This window comes from Kribbella albertanoniae (assembly GCF_004348455.1).
Taxonomy (GTDB): domain Bacteria; phylum Actinomycetota; class Actinomycetes; order Propionibacteriales; family Kribbellaceae; genus Kribbella; species Kribbella albertanoniae.
Genome location: NZ_SMKA01000050.1, coordinates 1 through 14,999 on the forward strand (window position 1 = coordinate 1; position 14,999 = coordinate 14,999).

A 14,999-nucleotide genomic window follows, 5' to 3' on the forward strand; every position below is an offset into this window, starting at 1 on the left:
GGGGACGAGACGCTGGATCAGTTGGGTGGCGGGGTCGTCGGGTGGATCGGGCACGCCTTCGTCGAGGCGGCCGAGCAGGTCGGTGAAGTGGATGTCGACGAACTGCGGCCAGTCGTCGGGATCCTGCTGGGCGATCGCCCGGGCCAGGTTGGTCAGGCCGAGGATCGGTCCAGATGTTTCGGGAATGGCCATCAGGGCGCCGGCTCGGTACTGCAGCTCGAAGCCGAGCCGTCGGCAGGTGGACAGCGCGAGGGTGACGAGACGGTCGACCTGGGCGCCGCTCAGGGGGCTCAGGTAGGCGTCGGTGGGGGTATCGGTGGTTGTCATGGGCACCTCCTCGACAGAGAAAGTACGAGGATTCGCCCGAGTTGAGCCGCCCAATTCGAACCTGTGGACAACTTGCTCGGTACTCTGCCGCCCGGGACCGAACCCGGTTCAGGAATGAAGGAGAGACCAGATGTCCAGCATCCCGGCGTCGCGGCCGACCTCGGTGACCCGGCTGTCGTTGTCGCACATCACGGCGCAGAACGAGACGAACCTGCTCGGTACCGTGCACGGTGGGGTGATCATGACGCTGGTCGACTCGGTCGCCGGTGTGGTCGCGGCGCGGCACTCCGGTGGGGCCGCGGTGACGGCGTCGATGGACGAGATGGTCTTCCTGGTTCCGGTCCGGGTCGGGGACGTCGTGCACTTCAGCAGCCAGGTGAACTGGACCGGCCGGAGCTCGATGGAGGTCGGCGTGCGGATCACCGCCGACCGGTGGGACGCGGTCGGGCCCGAGGTGCACGTGGCGTCGGCGTACCTGGTGTTCGTCGCGGTCGACGAGGCCGGCAAGCCGCGGGAGGTGCCGCAGGTCGTGCCGGAGACCGACGAAGAGCTGCGCCGGATGCGGGAGGCGGAGATCCGCCGGAGCCACCGGCTGGCTCGTCGCGCCGCGATCATCGCGTCACGTGAGGAAGACCGGCCATGAGTTGGTTTAGCGGGGCTCGGCGGCATCCGTCCGCCGTTCTGCTCGTCGTCCAGCTGCTCGGCGTGCTGATCTACCCGCTGACTCAGGGCTCGCAGGGTGGTCGGATCGCCTTCGAGATCATCGGCATCGTCGTACTGGTGCTCGCTGTCTTCTCCGTGCGTGCGACGCCAGGTCTCACCTGGATCAGCATCGGTCTGGGCATCCCGGCCGTCACCCTCTCGTTCATCGACGTGTACCACTCCAGCGCCACGGTGGTGGCTGTTTCTGCGGTGTTGCACGCCACCTTCTACTTCTACGCCGCCTACAGCCTGCTGCGGTACATGCTGTCCGACCACGACGTCAGTACCGACGAGCTGTACGCGACCGGTGCCACGTTCACCTTGGTGGCCTGGGGTTTCGCCTACCTGTACGTCTTCGTCCAGGTGCTCGTCCCCGGCAGCTTCATCGCAGCGGTTGCCCCCAGCAACGATCGGACCTGGATGGAGCTGCTCTTCCTGAGCTTCACCACGCTGTCCAGCACCGGCCTGAGTGACGTCGTACCGATCAGCAACTGGGGTCGCTCGGTGGTGATGCTCGAGCAACTGGCCGGTCTCGGGTACGTCGCTATGGTGGTGTCCCGCCTGGTCGGTCTGACGATCTCCCGCCGCAACGCCTAGCCGTCAAGACGCGGCCAGCCGGCCAGTAGGTCGGCGGCCGCCCGGGCGGCGACTTCGGTCGCATTCGTCATCGCAGCGACCCGGTAGCTGACCAGTGCGCCCTCGTGGAGCAACAGCAGTCGATCAGCCAGCTCGCCTGGATCCGCCATCCCGGCCAGCCGTGCCTGCGCCTCGAACTCGGACCGCATCCACTGCTTCTGCCCAACGATCACCGGCATCGCCGGATGGTCGGGCGCCGCGAGCTCGACACTCGCGTTGATGAATCCGCAGCCGTTGCGCGACCCCGCCAGCCAGTCGGTCAGCGCACCGAACAGCGCGAGCACCACGTCTTCGGCTGTCTGAGGCGCGCGAAGAACGAGCTGCTCGTCGAGGAATTCATGCCACACCCGGTTCCGGTGTTCCAGATACGCCGCGATCAACCGGTCCTTCGACCCGAACCGGTCGTACAGCGTCTTCTTCGTCACCTCGGCCGCCGCCGCGATCGCATCCACCCCGACGGTCCGGATGCCCTGCTCGTAGAACAGGGTCGAGGCCGCCGCCAGGATCCGCGTCCCGGCCGGTGTCAGCCGGTCCGCCACCGGCACTCCGCGGTCGACAAGCAGTCTCATCTGCTGAGCAGGCATACTGACAGTATACCGACCGGTGTGGTTACTTTCGGAGCATGACAACCGCCCAGGCAGTACGCCGTACGCCGAACCTGCGCCTGATCCCGCTGGCCGCGGGAGCCGGGTTCGTCGTGTTCTGGAGCTCCGGCTTCATCGGCGCCGGCTGGGGAACGCGGTACACGAACGCGTTCGACCTGCTGGCCTGGCGCTTCCTGCTCGCTGGACTGATCGGTGCCCTGATCCTGAGCGTCCGCCGCACCCGAATGACTCGCCGCGACCTCATCACCCAGGTGTGGATGGCGGTCCTGACCCAGTTCGTCTATCTCGGCGCCATCTTTACCGGCATCGACCACGGCATCACCGCAGGAGCGACGGCACTCATCGGGTCGCTCCAGCCGCTGCTCATCGCGACTGTGGCAGGCCCACTACTGGGAGAGCCGGTCAGTCGGCGTCAGTGGCTCGGGCTTGTTCTCGGTCTACTGGGAGTGGCGCTGGTCGTCGCCGACGACCTCAGTGCAGGTCACGGCTCACCCCTGCTCTTCCTCATCCCGCTGCTGGGTCTGCTCGGCCTGGTGGCAGGCACCTGCCTGGACCGCCGCCGTCAATCGGCCGTGAGTTCGCTCGATGCGCTCTGCGTTCAGAGCATGGTGTCGGCAGTGCTGTTCGTCACGTTGGCGGTCTCGACGCAGCAGCTCAGCGTGCCGCATCAGCCCGGGTTCTACGGCGCTGTGCTCTGGTTGGTGCTGCTGGCAACAGGCGGTGGTTGGGGCCTGTACCTGGTGAATCTCAAGCTTTCCGGCGCCACGAGGGTGAGCAGTCTGCTCTATCTGGTGCCGCCGACCACGATGCTGGTGGCCTACTTCGTGCTGGACGAGAGCATCGGAGTGCTCGCGGTGCTCGGCATGTTGGTCTGTGCCGTTGCAGTCCTGCTGATTACGCTGCGGGCATGGCGGAACCCCGATGGCTGAACGAGAAAGAGGCGCGGGCCTGGCGAGCGTTCATCGCGGCCCAACGCGTGGTGAACAGCCGGATCGAGCAGCAGTTGCAGCGGGACGCCGGAATTCCGCACACCTACTACGAGATTCTGGTGCGGCTGTCCGATGCGCCGGACGGCCGGCTGCGGATGAGCGAGCTCGCGATCGCGACGCTCGGTTCGCGTAGCCGTCTCTCGCATGCGGTCAACCGCCTTGAGCAGTACGGCTGGGTGCGTCGCGAAGGGATCGAGTCGGACCGTCGTGGTCAGGTGGCGATCCTCACCGACGTCGGTCGGCAGAAGCTGGTGGACTCCGCGCCCGGACATGTGGAGGAGGTCCGCAGTGCGATCTTTGACGCGCTGACCCCGGAGCAGGTGGAGCAACTGTTCGACATCTGTACGGCGCTGGCCGAGAACACCGATCAGGACCGCTGATGCGGGCACGCGCAGCGGCCCTCGTCGTACTGTCCGCGCTACTGCTGGCTGGTTGCAACGACAGCCAGTCCCCGCCGACAGCCGGACCCGACACAGTCCCGTCGTCGTCAGTACCGCTGCCGCCGAAGACCACGGCTCAACCAACTGCAACCCCGAGCGAGACGCCGTCGGCACCCAGTTGCATCGACACGAAGCTCGAGAGCCTCACACTGCGCCAGCGCGCCGCCCAGCTGATCATGACCGGCATGGGCGCCAACGGCATGACCTCGGCGCAGCGGTCGATCATCCAGAAGCAGAAGCCCGGCGGAGTCCTACTGCTGGGCCCAGGTGGCAGCCTCGCGCACACCCGTACGGCGACCGCGGCCGCGACAACTGCGGCCACGGTCGACGGCATCCGGCCGCTGGTGGCAGCGGATCAGGAAGGCGGCCAGGTCCAGCGACTGAAGGGCTCTGGCTTCACCCGCATCCCGGCGGCGACGGTTCAGGGCACGTGGACCAGTGACAAGCTCACCGCCCGCGCCACGCAGTGGGCGAATCAGCTGAAGCAGGCCGGGGTGAACACCAACCTCAGTCCGGTGGCCGACGTCGTACCGGCGTCTCTGAAGAAGCAGAACGCGCCCATCGGCGGTCTGGACCGTGAGTTCGGCAACACGCCTGCTGAGGTCAGTCCGCCGGTCCAGGCCTTCGTCCGTGGGATGACGGCCGGTGGTGTGATCACCTCGGTGAAGCACTTCCCCGGAATCGGCAGAGTGCGCGGCAACACCGACTTCTCCGCCGACGTGTTCGACAACGTGACGGTCCGTAGTGACGACAACCTGCAGCCGTTCGCGGACGGGATCGAGGCCGGCAGCGAGATGCTGATGGTCTCCACCGTCACCTACACCAAGATCGACCCCAAGAACCGGGCGGCGTTCTCCAAGACCGTCATCCAGGGCATGATCCGCGACAACCTCGGGTACGGCGGCGTCGTGATCACCGACGATGTCGGGGCGGCGGCGAACGTGGCGAAGGTGCCGGCCGGGCAGCGCGCGACCCGGGTGATCGCAGCGGGTGGCGACATCGTCATCAACGGTGCTGCGGACCTTACCGCGACCATGGTGAACGCGCTGGTCGTGAAGGCCCAGCAGGACAAGGAGTTCGCCGCGCAGCTCGACCAGAGTGTACGGCGGGTGCTCGCGCTCAAGCAGAAGCACGGTCTGGTGACCTGCTGATGCCGGAGGAGCAGGAGCCCGACTACCGGTTCACTCTGGCCAACGAGCGGACCTATCTGGCGTACCTGCGGACATCACTGGCCTGTTATGCCGGTGGCCTCTCGGCCGTGCAGTTTCTCGACCTCGGACTGGACCGCTGGCCGGCCCGCATCATCGGACTGATCCTGGTCAGCGCCGGACTGGTCACGACCTTCGGCGCACTGCGGCGGTGGCAGCAGAACATGGTGGCCATGCGTCGGGGGCAGCCGCTGCCGGTGACCAGACTGCCGCTGATGCTGGCGGCAACCATCGCTGTCGCCGGACTCGTCGGTCTGGTTTTCGCCCTCTGGAGGTAACTGTGGCGATGAGCACACCGGACCCCGGCCTGCAGCCCGAGCGCACCCTGCTCGCCTGGCGCCGGACGTCGCTCGGACTGATCGCCAACGGCATCCTGCTGCTTGCCTCCGGCCACGGTTCGTCCGACGTCCGCACCGGCCTCGGCGTCGTCGTACTGGTGCTTTCGCTGGGCTGCTGGGCGGCGGTGAGCGCGGTTTACCGGCATTCGCAGGGTGCTGCGGTCCATGCCCTCGGCCACGAACGGGTGCTCCGGATCGCCGCCGGACTGGTCCTCGTGGTCGGTCTCTTCGATCTGTACGCCGTGATCACGCGCTGATACCAATTGATTACTCGGTAGTCACCTCCTAGTGAACTAGTTCACCCCGACGCGCTACGTTGACCCCGCGGATGCAAGAACCGCGGGCTGTTCCCCCTAGCATGATCAACGGTTTGTCCCTCGTTCACCCGGAGCTTGAAGTGCCGTTACGTCTGCGTCCGAACGACCCGACGTTCTACGACCTTTTCACCGAGTCCGCCAACCACCTCGTGGACGGCGCTCGCATCCTCGCCGAACTGCTCGGCAGTACCGCCGGCAGCGGCCTCTCGGCCAGTCAACAGATCGCCGTCCAGATGAAGGACGCCGAACACGCCGCGGACGAGACCACGCACTCGATCATCCGCCGGGTGAACTCGACGTTCGTGACCCCGTTCGACCGCGAGGACATCTACCGGCTGGCCTCCGATCTCGACGACGTCATGGACTTCATGGAGGAGGCGGTGGACACCGTCCACCTCTTCAACCTGGACTGGCTGCCGGAGGAGGTGGCCGAGCAGATCGAGGTGCTGCAGCGGGCCGCTCAGCTGACCGCCGAGACGATGCCGCGGCTGCGCACGATGAAGGACCTGGCCGAGTACTGGATCGAGATCAACCGGCTGGAGAACACCGGTGACGCGGTGCACCGCCGGATCATCGCCAAGCTGTTCAGCGGCGAGTACGACGCCCTCACGGTGATGAAACTGAAGACCGTGGTCGACCTGCTGGAGGCTGCCATCGACGCGTTCGAGCACGTCGCCAACACGGTCGAGCAGATCGCCGTCAAGGAGAGCTGAGCGTGGAGCTCGCGCTCGTCGTCGCGGTCGTCGTGATCGCGCTGGCCTTCGACTACACCAACGGTTTCCACGACGCGGCGAACGCGATCGCGACCTCCATCTCGACCCGGGCGCTGACGCCGCGGGTGGCGCTGGCGATGGCCGCGATCTGCAACTTCGTCGGAGCGCTGCTCGGGACCGAGGTCGCCGAGACCGTCGGCAAGGGGATCATCAACACTCCGGCCGGTGAGCACGGCCTGGTGATCGTGCTCTCCGCGCTGCTCGGCGCCATCACCTGGAACCTGATCACCTGGTACTTCGGCCTGCCCAGCTCGTCGTCGCATGCCCTGATCGGCGGTCTGGTGGGCGCCGGTCTCGCGTCGAGCAGTGTGGTCCTGTGGTCCGGGATCGTCGACAAGGTCGTCATTCCGATGGTGATGTCACCGGCGATCGGCTTCCTCGGCGCGTTCGTGCTGATGATCGCGATCCTCTGGATCTTCCGGCGCAAGAACCCCGGCAAGACCACCCGCGGCTTCCGCCTGGCGCAGTCCCTGTCGGCCGCCGCGATGGCGCTCGGGCACGGTCTGCAGGACGCGCAGAAGACGATGGGCGTGATCTTCCTGGCGCTGCTCACCACCGGTCACGTGGCCAAGGGTGACGGCATCCCGCTGTGGGTGAAGATCTCCGCCGCGACCGCGATCTCGCTCGGCACCTACTCCGGTGGCTGGCGGATCATGCGGACCCTCGGCCGCCGGATCATCCACCTGGACCCGGCTCGCGGCTTCGCCTCCGAGGCGGTCGCGGCCACGGTGCTGTACGTGATGGCGATCGGCCTGCACGCCCCGGTCTCCACCACCCACACGATCACGAGTGCGGTGATGGGCGCCGGCGCCACCAAGCGGCTGTCCGCGGTCCGCTGGGGTGTCGCGAAGGGCATCATCACCGCCTGGGTGCTGACCATCCCGGCCGCCGGCCTGGTCGCCGCCGGCTGCTACGCGATCGCCCACCTGATCCTCGAGTAAACCCAAGATCCCCTTCACTTCGAATTCATCCATCGCTCCTACGGTCGGACGAGGCCACACACTCGTCCGCCGAGGGATGTGATCGGGATGGATCTGTCGTTTCTCGTCGTCGTGGTGATCATCACCGCGCTGGTGTTCGACTTCACCAACGGCTTCCACGACACCGCCAACGCGATGGCGACCTCGATCGCCACCGGCGCGCTCAGACCCAAGGTCGCGGTCGGGCTGTCCGCCGTACTGAACCTGGTCGGGGCGTTCATCTCCACCGAGGTCGCCCACACCATCTCGAGCGGACTGGTCGACGACGCGAAGATCACCGTCCCGATCATTTTCGGTGGCCTGGTGGGCGCGATCCTGTGGAACCTGCTGACCTGGTATCTCGGGCTGCCGAGCTCCTCGTCGCACGCGTTGTTCGGTGGTCTGATCGGGGCCACCTGGATCGCGGCCGGCAGTGGCGCGGTCAACTTCGGCACCGTCGTGCAGAAGATCATCGTCCCGGCCGTTGCCGCGCCGATCGTGGCCGGAGTGGTCGCACTGCTGGGGACCTACCTGGCGTACAAGATCACTGCGCGGGCTAGGAAGAGGAGCGTTGACGACGGCTTCCGGGCCGGTCAGATCGCCTCCGCCTCGCTGGTCTCGCTGGCGCATGGCACGGGTGACGCGCAGAAGACGATGGGCATCATCACGCTGGTCCTGATCACCTCAGGCACCCTGGCGCAGGGCTCCCGGCCGCCGCTGTGGGTGATCTTCGCCGCCGGTATGGCGATCGCCTTCGGAACGTACCTTGGCGGCTGGCGGATCATCCGCACGATGGGCAAGGGGCTGACCGAGATCGAGTCCCCGCAGGGCTTTGCCGCGGAGACCAGCTCGACCGCAGTGCTCCTGGCCTCGTCGCACCTCGGCTTCCCGCTCTCCACCACGCAGGTCTGCTCCGGCAGCATCCTGGGCGCCGGTCTGGGCAAGCGGCTGGCTGAGGTGCGCTGGACGGTGGCCGGCCGGATGGCACTGGCCTGGCTGTTCACACTGCCTGCGGCTGCGGTCGTCGGCGCGCTGTCCGGCCGCGTGGCGAACTCCGGCAACCTCGGGGTCGCGCTGATCGCCGTACTGGCGTTGCTTGCTGGTGGAGGCCTGTACGCCGCCTCCCGGCGCAAGCCGGTGACCTCTGCCAACGTGAACGAGTACCCGAGCACCCCGGCCGCCTCCTCGGCGACCGCGTCGGTCTGAGAGGAGCAGGGCGATGCACATCGACTGGGCCGGCCTCGGTGAAGTGGCGCTGGTCAGCCTGCTCTTCGGAGTGGGGCTGGCGGTGCTGTTCGCCGTTGGAGTGACCGCGATGGGGCGGCGTGCGGTGGCTCTCGACGAGAAGCGACCGCCTGCGATGCTGGACACCGCTGTGGCGTCGCTGTGCTTCGCAGCATGCCTAGCTGCGGTGCTGTACGGGCTCTACCTGATCATTCCGCAGTTCCACTAAGGACTCAGCGGTTCCAGCGGCGCACTGCTTTGGCCACGTCCTTGGTACGCACTGCGTCGAGGTTCTGCTCCCAGGCTGTGAACAGCCGGTCGCCCAGCTCAGCCGCGTCCAAACCGGCCTGGGGGCGCACAGCCACAGCCCAGGTGGCTGCCGCCGCGTGACCCTGCTGGTGCAGCAGGTGGTTGACGGTCGCCTGGATACGCCGCTGGTTCTCACCAGTCAGACCGCGGCCGGCCCAGTCCTGCAAGATGGCTGCGTCGTCGGCGGTCATCTGGGCCAGATAGGTCAGCGGGCCACGCCAGTAGCCGCGGTGGCCGATGCTGTCCAGCACCTCCAACGGGAACCAGCCGTTCGCACAGCGCCGCCCGTTGACCGCAGCCTCGACCTCACGCGCCCGCTCTGCGTCCAGGTCCCGCGTGGACCAGCCGATGAAATAGGCGCCCGCGTCCGGGAGGTGCTCAGCCACGTGCGGCGCGACCTGGAGCCTCCCCGGCTCGAACAGGCGCAGTCCTTCCGGTGAATCGAACACAAACCTTCCCCCGCCCAACACAGGGACCCCCGAGGTTCCTGTCATGTCAGCAACAAGTGCCCTTCGTACCGTCGCAGACCGCCGAGGTCAAGGCCTTGCCCAGGGTGCATCGAGGTTATTGACGCGGTTCTTGCCGACGCTCCGCCCGGCGGGCCAGCTCCTCGCGATCCATCCGGTCGGCCTCTTCCGGCGTCGGCGCGGAGCCGCCGTACGCGGCCGGCAACCACCAGGCACCGGGCGGTTGCTCCGGGTAGGCGCGGATGGTGTCGTCGAGCATCTCGGCCATCTTCGAGCGCAGTACGGCGGTCGCCGCGACCGGGTCGTCGTCCGTGCTCACGGCCATCGGCGTACCGACCGTGATGGCGATCGTGCGGTGCCGGGAGAAGTCCTTCGGGTGATCCTTGGTGAACATCCGCTGGGTGCCCCACAGGATCAGCGGAATCACCGGTACGCCGGCCTCCGCGGCCATCCGGACCGTGCCGGACTTGAACTCCTTGAGCTCGAACGACCGGCTGATCGTCGCCTCCGGGAACACGCCGACCACCTCACCCGCGCGCAGCAGCCGCAGGGCTTGCTCGTACGACGCTGCGCCGGCGCCGCGGTCCACCGGGATGTGGTGCATTCCACGCATCAGCGGACCGGACCAGCGGTTGCGGAACAGAACCTCCTTGGCCATGAACCGGACCAGCCGCTTGCTCGGGACCGCGCCGTACCCGCCGAGGACGAAGTCGACGTAGCTGATGTGGTTCAGCGCGATCACCGCACCGCCGGTCCGGGGCACGTTCTCGGTCCCGGAGAGCTGGAAGTTCACATCCAGCACCTTGAACGCCGTACGGGCGATTCCGACCACCGGTGGATACACAAAGTCGCGCATCCCTGGAACTCTACTAAGCTCTTGCCGATAACTGCAGATCGCGGGAGCTCGCACCGTAGTGGGCTGAGAGGGCGGCTGGTCAGGAAGACAATCCTGTTCCGGCGCCGCCGACCGCCGAACCTGTCCGGGTAATTCCGGCGTAGGGAGCACATCAAGTGACAACCATCGGCACCGTACAACCGACTGTCACCACCGGCCCGATCTCGGGCTCCGAGAAGATCTATCGCGGCGAGCTGGGCGTTCCAGCTCGTCGTGTCCACCTCACCAACGGCGAGCACTTCGACCTGTACGACACGTCCGGGCCGTACACGGACGCGACGGCGCAGATCGACGTACAGACCGGTCTGCCCGCGCTGCGGCGCGAGTGGATCGCCGGCCGGGCGAACCTGACCCAGCTCGCGCATGCGCGGGCCGGCACCATCACCGAAGAGATGCGGTACGTCGCTCTGCGGGAGAACATGGATCCGGAGTTCGTCCGGTCCGAGGTGGCCCGCGGCCGGGCCGTCATCCCGGTCAACCGCCGGCATCCGGAGAGCGAGCCGACCATCATCGGCAAGAAGTTCCTGGTGAAGGTGAACGCGAACATCGGCAACTCCGCCGTCAGCAGCTCGATCGAGGACGAGGTCGAGAAGCTCGTCTGGGCCACCCGCTGGGGCGCGGACACCGTGATGGACCTGTCCACCGGCAAGAACATCCACGAGACCCGGGAATGGATCCTGCGGAACTCGCCGGTCCCGATCGGCACCGTGCCGCTCTACCAGGCGCTGGAGAAGGTGAAGGGCGACCCGGCCGCGCTGAACTGGGAGGTCTACCGCGAGACGGTGATCGAGCAGTGCGAGCAGGGCGTCGACTACATGACCGTGCACGCCGGCGTACTGCTGCGGTACGTGCCGCTGACCGCGCGGCGGATCACCGGCATCGTCTCGCGCGGTGGGTCGATCATGGCCGCGTGGTGCCTCGCGCATCACCAGGAGTCCTTCCTGTACACGCATTTCGCCGAGCTGTGCGAGATCCTGCGTGAGTACGACGTGACGTTCTCGCTCGGCGACGGACTTCGCCCGGGCTGTATCGCGGATGCGAACGACGCCGCCCAGTTCGCCGAGCTGCGGACCCTCGGGGAGCTCACCAAGATCGCCTGGGAGCACGACGTACAGGTGATGATCGAAGGCCCGGGACACGTGCCCATGCACAAGATCGCGGAGAACGTGCGGCTCGAGGAAGAGCTGTGCGGGGAGGCGCCGTTCTACACTTTGGGGCCGTTGGCAACCGATGTGGCGCCGGCCTACGACCACATCACCAGTGCCATCGGCGCGGCCCAGATCGGCTGGCTCGGTACGGCGATGCTCTGCTACGTCACGCCGAAGGAGCACCTCGGTCTGCCGGACCGTGATGACGTCAAGGTCGGGGTGATCACCTACAAGATCGCTGCCCACGCTGCCGATCTGGCCAAGGGGCATCCGGGCGCACAGGCCTGGGACGACGCGTTGTCCACGGCCAGGTTCGAGTTCCGCTGGGAGGATCAGTTCAACCTCTCGCTGGATCCTGACACCGCGCGCTCCTACCACGATGAGACGCTGCCGGCCGAGCCGGCCAAGACCGCACACTTCTGCTCGATGTGCGGGCCGAAGTTCTGCTCGATGCGGATCACCGCGGACATCCGCGCCTACGCCGAAGAGCACGGCCTGACCTCGACCGAAGCCATCGAAGCCGGCCTCACCGAGATGTCCGAGACTTTCAAGGCCAAGGACAGCAAGCTCTACCTACCGTTGGCCGACTGACCCACAGGCCCTCCGAAACCGCTGTCTGAAGCGGTTTTGGAGGGCCTTTTCGCACGAAAACCGGCCTTTTCAGCCTTACGCGCTGTGAAATCGCGGCGTGTGTCGAGATGCCGAAGTGGCCGGATTGAGCGGAGAATTGGGGAATCAGCTGTCCTGCGGGGTGATCACCGAGAGTGACTGGGTGAACCGATTCAGGTTTTTGCCTTCACTTAGCGTGAATAAGACTGTAGCCTTAACTCCGTTGGAAGGAGGTGCGGGACAGTGCTCTTCGTTCTCACGGTAGATCAGCGAGGCAGCAGAATCAGCGGCGATCTCGTACCCGAGCTACTGAACAGTCTGAACCGCAGACCCCGGTTGTCCGGACTGATCCGCAAGTTCGAGCGGACCGCGGGCGACGAGGTACAGGGCGTGTTGTCGGAGGCCAAGGCAACGATCGATCTGGTCGTCGAGCTGCTCCGCCGCGACTCCTGGTACGTCGGGCTCGGGATCGGCGAGGTGATCGAGCCGCTCCCGCGGAGTACCAGGGCGGGTAACGGGGACGCGTTCGTGTTCGCCCGGGACGCGGTCACGAAGGCGAAGTTCAGCCCACACCATGTCAATGTGTGTGGCGCCGACGCCCAGCTGGCCGATCAGGTGGAGACTGTGCTCTGGTTGATGGCGTCGGTGCTGCGCCGGCGCAGTGACCGCGGGTGGGCCGTTGCCGACCTGCTGGCCGAGGGACTGACACGACGGGAGATCGGCGTGAAACTGGGGATCAGTCAATCTGCGGTGACCCAACGGGCTCAGGCGGCCGGAGTGGCCGAGGAGCAGCGTGGCCGGTTGCTGGCGTCCGAACTGCTCAGCCGCGCCGAGGTCGCTGCGTGACGGCACTCGTCCTGGCGCTCACCGCCGGGGGCCTGCTGTTCGCCGTCCTGGCGTGGATCCCGAAGTCCGAAGGTGCCACGCTCGAGATCGTGCTCAGCGGCGTCATGCTGGCCTGTGGCGTCGCTGTCGGCCTGGTGCTGCTGGCCGGCGACGGTGTGGCGTCCTGGCCGGAGCGCTGGTGGAATGTGCTGCTCCTGCTGGCCGGAGGGCTCGCAGTGACCGGTGGCGGCCCGCTGACGACCTCTGTGCTCGCTCTGGTGGACCGAGGCAACACTCGGGCGCAGTCGACGCAGAAGGCCGGTGAGGTGCTGCGAGGCGGCGCTCTGATCGGTTCACTCGAGCGGGGTGCGATCTTCGCCGCTCTGGTGGCCGGCTGGCCGGAGGGGCTGGCCATCGTGCTGGCGATCAAGGGGCTGGCCCGCTACCCCGAGCTCCGCAGTCCGGACCAGCCCGCCTCCGTCACACCACAGGCGGTCGCTGAGCGATTCATCATCGGCAGCTTCACCAGTGTGCTCTGGTCGGTCACCTGCGCCGGCTTCCTGCTGTCGCACTGACCTCTAGCGCTGGGTGTCGATGACGACGTACGTGTTCAGCACCTTGTCGTGCAGGGTCTGCTTCTTCTCGTCCCAGAGCGGCCACAGTACGTCGATCAGCGGGGCGTAGCTGAAGACCCAGGCGAGGAGCTCACGGCCGAGTGCCTTGCCCGGACCGACCGGCTGGTTGTAGACACCGTCGATCAGCCGGATCTTCAGCACGCTCTTGCCGATGCTCTGGCCGGTGTTGCCCTGGCGGAACACCCGGTTCCACAGCCAGAGACCGAAGCTGATCGCCATCCCCAGCAGGAACGCGATCACGGCCCAGGCCTGCGGGGCGTCGTTCTCCAGGTCTGCCCGGGTGAAGATGTTCACCAGGAACAAGATGTAGCCGATGGCAACCGGTAGGCCCTGGACGAGCCCGTCGACGAGCGCCGCGCCGACTCGCGGCAGCCACTCCGCCAGCGGGGCCCACTCGTTGGCCGGCTGCGCGTACGGCGGCGGCTGCGGCGGCCCCCACTGCGGGTCGTTGCTGCCGGGAGGTGGGAACGGTGTAGTCATGTGGTGTCTGTCCTGTCTCAGGTGCTGACGACGATGTCGTTGACGATCTTGTCGTGCCAGGTCTGCTGCTTCTCGTCCCACAACGGCCAGAGCAGGTTGACGAAGCAGATGTAGTTGAAGAAGTAGGCGCAGATCTCGCGGCCGAGGTTCGGGCCGAAGCCGATCAGCTCACCGGTCTGGATACTGATGATCCGGCTGCCGGTGATCTTCTTGCCGAGTGACTGGCCGGTGCGGCCCTGCTGGACCACCCGGTTCAGGATCCAGATCACGAACGTGCCCAGGAAGCCCAGCGACAGCGGGACCGTGGCGTCGTCCGAGGTGTGCATCGCGATGGTGACGATCAGCCCGATTCCGGCCGGAATGCCCTGCAGGAAGCCGTCGATCAGGGATGCGCCGACCCGCGTCGTGTAGCCGACCGGCTGGCTGGGCAGCGCGTAGCGGTAGTTGCCCTGCCCCGAAGGGCCTTGCCCATAAGGGTTGTAGCCCGGCTGGATGTGCCCACCCGGCTGGAGCTGCCCACCAGGCTGCCCCGGCGGGTGCTGCGCACCGGGCTGGCCAGGCGGGTACTGGTTGGGCTGACCGGGTGGCGTAGGGCCGCCGTACGGGCCGGACGGAGGGGTGGTCACCTGGGATTCCTCTCTGGTGCACTACTGCGGGCTGCAAGGCAGGTTACTGTGGTGCGGTGAGTGATGGTGTCGTACTTCGCCCCACGGGACCGGTCGTGCCGGTGGACCGCCGGGTGCAGGGGCTCGCGCTGGTCGGTGTCGGCGGCTTCGCCCTCGCCGGTGTCTACCAGCTGACCGGGCTCGGCATCCCGTGCATTCTGCACGCCACCACCGGCCTGAACTGTCCGCTCTGCGGATCGACCCGGATGGCTGCCGCCTTACTACGTGGCGATCTGAACGCCGCCTGGCACTACAACCCCGTTGTACTGGTGCTGGGACCGCTGATCGGTCTGGCCGTCGGCTACCAGGTGCTGGCGTGGGCGCTGGAGGCGCTGCGGCTGGTCCGGCTGCCACGGCTGACCATGAGCCCGCGCGTCGTCGACTGGCTGGTCAAGGCCGTTGTCGCACTGCTGATCGTGTACGGCGTCGCCCGCAACCTGAACTGACT

20 protein-coding genes and 1 pseudogene are annotated in these 14,999 nt (G+C 66.9%); 15 read left to right on the forward strand and 6 right to left on the reverse strand.

What is annotated here, in order from left to right:
• Positions 1–327: pseudogene (locus tag E1261_RS14025) on the reverse strand (hypothetical protein); the annotation flags it as partial.
• A 130-nt stretch (positions 328–457) separates the two neighbouring features.
• On the opposite strand from E1261_RS14025, the gene E1261_RS14030 reads away from it, so the two are divergent.
• Complete coding sequence (locus E1261_RS14030) at positions 458–970, forward strand: acyl-CoA thioesterase (RefSeq protein WP_132406634.1); 513 nt, start codon at positions 458–460, stop codon at positions 968–970.
• Positions 967–1,626 carry a potassium channel family protein gene (locus tag E1261_RS14035; RefSeq protein WP_132406636.1) on the forward strand — a complete coding sequence of 220 codons (660 nt, stop codon included), beginning with the start codon at positions 967–969 and terminating at the stop codon, positions 1,624–1,626. The genes E1261_RS14030 and E1261_RS14035 overlap by 4 nt, the downstream gene beginning before the upstream one ends.
• On the opposite strand, the gene E1261_RS14040 is transcribed toward E1261_RS14035, so the two are convergent.
• Positions 1,623–2,249 (reverse strand): TetR/AcrR family transcriptional regulator, encoded by a 627-nt coding sequence (locus tag E1261_RS14040; RefSeq protein ID WP_132406638.1) that lies wholly within the window; start codon positions 2,247–2,249, stop codon positions 1,623–1,625. The genes E1261_RS14035 and E1261_RS14040 overlap by 4 nt on opposite strands.
• Before the next feature lie 38 nt (positions 2,250–2,287).
• On the opposite strand from E1261_RS14040, the gene E1261_RS14045 reads away from it, so the two are divergent.
• From E1261_RS14045 to E1261_RS14085, 9 genes are all read left to right on the forward strand, one after another.
• Complete coding sequence (locus tag E1261_RS14045; RefSeq protein WP_132406640.1) at positions 2,288–3,199, forward strand: DMT family transporter; 912 nt, start codon at positions 2,288–2,290, stop codon at positions 3,197–3,199.
• Positions 3,178–3,639, forward strand: coding sequence for a MarR family winged helix-turn-helix transcriptional regulator (locus E1261_RS14050; RefSeq protein ID WP_132406642.1), 462 nt, complete (start codon positions 3,178–3,180; stop codon positions 3,637–3,639). Before E1261_RS14045 ends, E1261_RS14050 begins: the two co-directional genes overlap by 22 nt.
• A complete protein-coding gene (locus E1261_RS14055) occupies positions 3,639–4,850 on the forward strand; it encodes a glycoside hydrolase family 3 N-terminal domain-containing protein (RefSeq protein ID WP_238176207.1) in 1,212 nt (403 codons plus the stop codon). Before E1261_RS14050 ends, E1261_RS14055 begins: the two co-directional genes overlap by 1 nt.
• Positions 4,850–5,185 (forward strand): YidH family protein, encoded by a 336-nt coding sequence (locus E1261_RS14060; protein WP_202874680.1) that lies wholly within the window; start codon positions 4,850–4,852, stop codon positions 5,183–5,185. Before E1261_RS14055 ends, E1261_RS14060 begins: the two co-directional genes overlap by 1 nt.
• Positions 5,186–5,193: 8 nt before the next feature.
• The gene (locus tag E1261_RS14065; protein WP_165952490.1) at positions 5,194–5,502 is read left to right on the forward strand and encodes a DUF202 domain-containing protein; all 309 of its coding nucleotides are present in this window, start codon (positions 5,194–5,196) and stop codon (positions 5,500–5,502) included.
• 140 nt (positions 5,503–5,642) lie between these two features.
• A complete protein-coding gene (locus E1261_RS14070) occupies positions 5,643–6,275 on the forward strand; it encodes a DUF47 domain-containing protein (RefSeq protein ID WP_132406647.1) in 633 nt (210 codons plus the stop codon).
• A gap of 2 nt (positions 6,276–6,277) precedes the next feature.
• Complete coding sequence (locus E1261_RS14075) at positions 6,278–7,276, forward strand: inorganic phosphate transporter (protein ID WP_132406649.1); 999 nt, start codon at positions 6,278–6,280, stop codon at positions 7,274–7,276.
• An 87-nt stretch (positions 7,277–7,363) separates the two neighbouring features.
• Positions 7,364–8,500: an inorganic phosphate transporter gene (locus E1261_RS14080; RefSeq protein ID WP_132406651.1), complete on the forward strand. Its 1,137-nt coding sequence runs from the start codon at positions 7,364–7,366 to the stop codon at positions 8,498–8,500.
• 13 nt (positions 8,501–8,513) lie between these two features.
• On the forward strand, positions 8,514–8,747 hold the full coding sequence (locus tag E1261_RS14085; RefSeq protein ID WP_132406653.1) for a hypothetical protein: 234 nt from the start codon (positions 8,514–8,516) through the stop codon (positions 8,745–8,747).
• 4 nt (positions 8,748–8,751) lie between these two features.
• Here the strand turns inward: E1261_RS14085 and E1261_RS14090 are convergent, their stop codons facing one another.
• Positions 8,752–9,276 (reverse strand): hypothetical protein, encoded by a 525-nt coding sequence (locus E1261_RS14090; protein WP_238176208.1) that lies wholly within the window; start codon positions 9,274–9,276, stop codon positions 8,752–8,754.
• Positions 9,277–9,391: 115 nt separating this feature from the next.
• On the reverse strand, positions 9,392–10,150 hold the full coding sequence (locus E1261_RS14095; RefSeq protein ID WP_132406657.1) for a lysophospholipid acyltransferase family protein: 759 nt from the start codon (positions 10,148–10,150) through the stop codon (positions 9,392–9,394).
• 155 nt (positions 10,151–10,305) lie between these two features.
• On the opposite strand from E1261_RS14095, the gene thiC reads away from it, so the two are divergent.
• The 3 genes from thiC to E1261_RS14110 all read left to right on the forward strand — a co-directional run bounded on the left by thiC (position 10,306) and on the right by E1261_RS14110 (position 13,346).
• Positions 10,306–11,928, forward strand: coding sequence for a phosphomethylpyrimidine synthase ThiC (gene thiC / locus E1261_RS14100; RefSeq protein WP_132406659.1), 1,623 nt, complete (start codon positions 10,306–10,308; stop codon positions 11,926–11,928).
• Between the two features lie 261 nt (positions 11,929–12,189).
• Positions 12,190–12,792: a SatD family protein gene (locus tag E1261_RS14105; RefSeq protein WP_132406661.1), complete on the forward strand. Its 603-nt coding sequence runs from the start codon at positions 12,190–12,192 to the stop codon at positions 12,790–12,792.
• Entirely contained in the window at positions 12,789–13,346 is a 558-nt protein-coding gene (locus tag E1261_RS14110) for a hypothetical protein (RefSeq protein WP_132406663.1), read from the forward strand. The genes E1261_RS14105 and E1261_RS14110 overlap by 4 nt, the downstream gene beginning before the upstream one ends.
• Positions 13,347–13,349: 3 nt before the next feature.
• On the opposite strand, the gene E1261_RS14115 is transcribed toward E1261_RS14110, so the two are convergent.
• Entirely contained in the window at positions 13,350–13,886 is a 537-nt protein-coding gene (locus E1261_RS14115; protein ID WP_132406665.1) for an RDD family protein, read from the reverse strand.
• Positions 13,887–13,903: 17 nt separating this feature from the next.
• Positions 13,904–14,512, reverse strand: a complete 609-nt coding sequence (locus tag E1261_RS14120) for an RDD family protein (RefSeq protein WP_132406667.1) — start codon at positions 14,510–14,512, stop codon at positions 13,904–13,906.
• A 56-nt stretch (positions 14,513–14,568) separates the two neighbouring features.
• On the opposite strand from E1261_RS14120, the gene E1261_RS14125 reads away from it, so the two are divergent.
• The gene (locus E1261_RS14125; protein ID WP_132406669.1) at positions 14,569–14,997 is read left to right on the forward strand and encodes a DUF2752 domain-containing protein; all 429 of its coding nucleotides are present in this window, start codon (positions 14,569–14,571) and stop codon (positions 14,995–14,997) included.
• Positions 14,998–14,999: the final 2 nt, after the last annotated feature.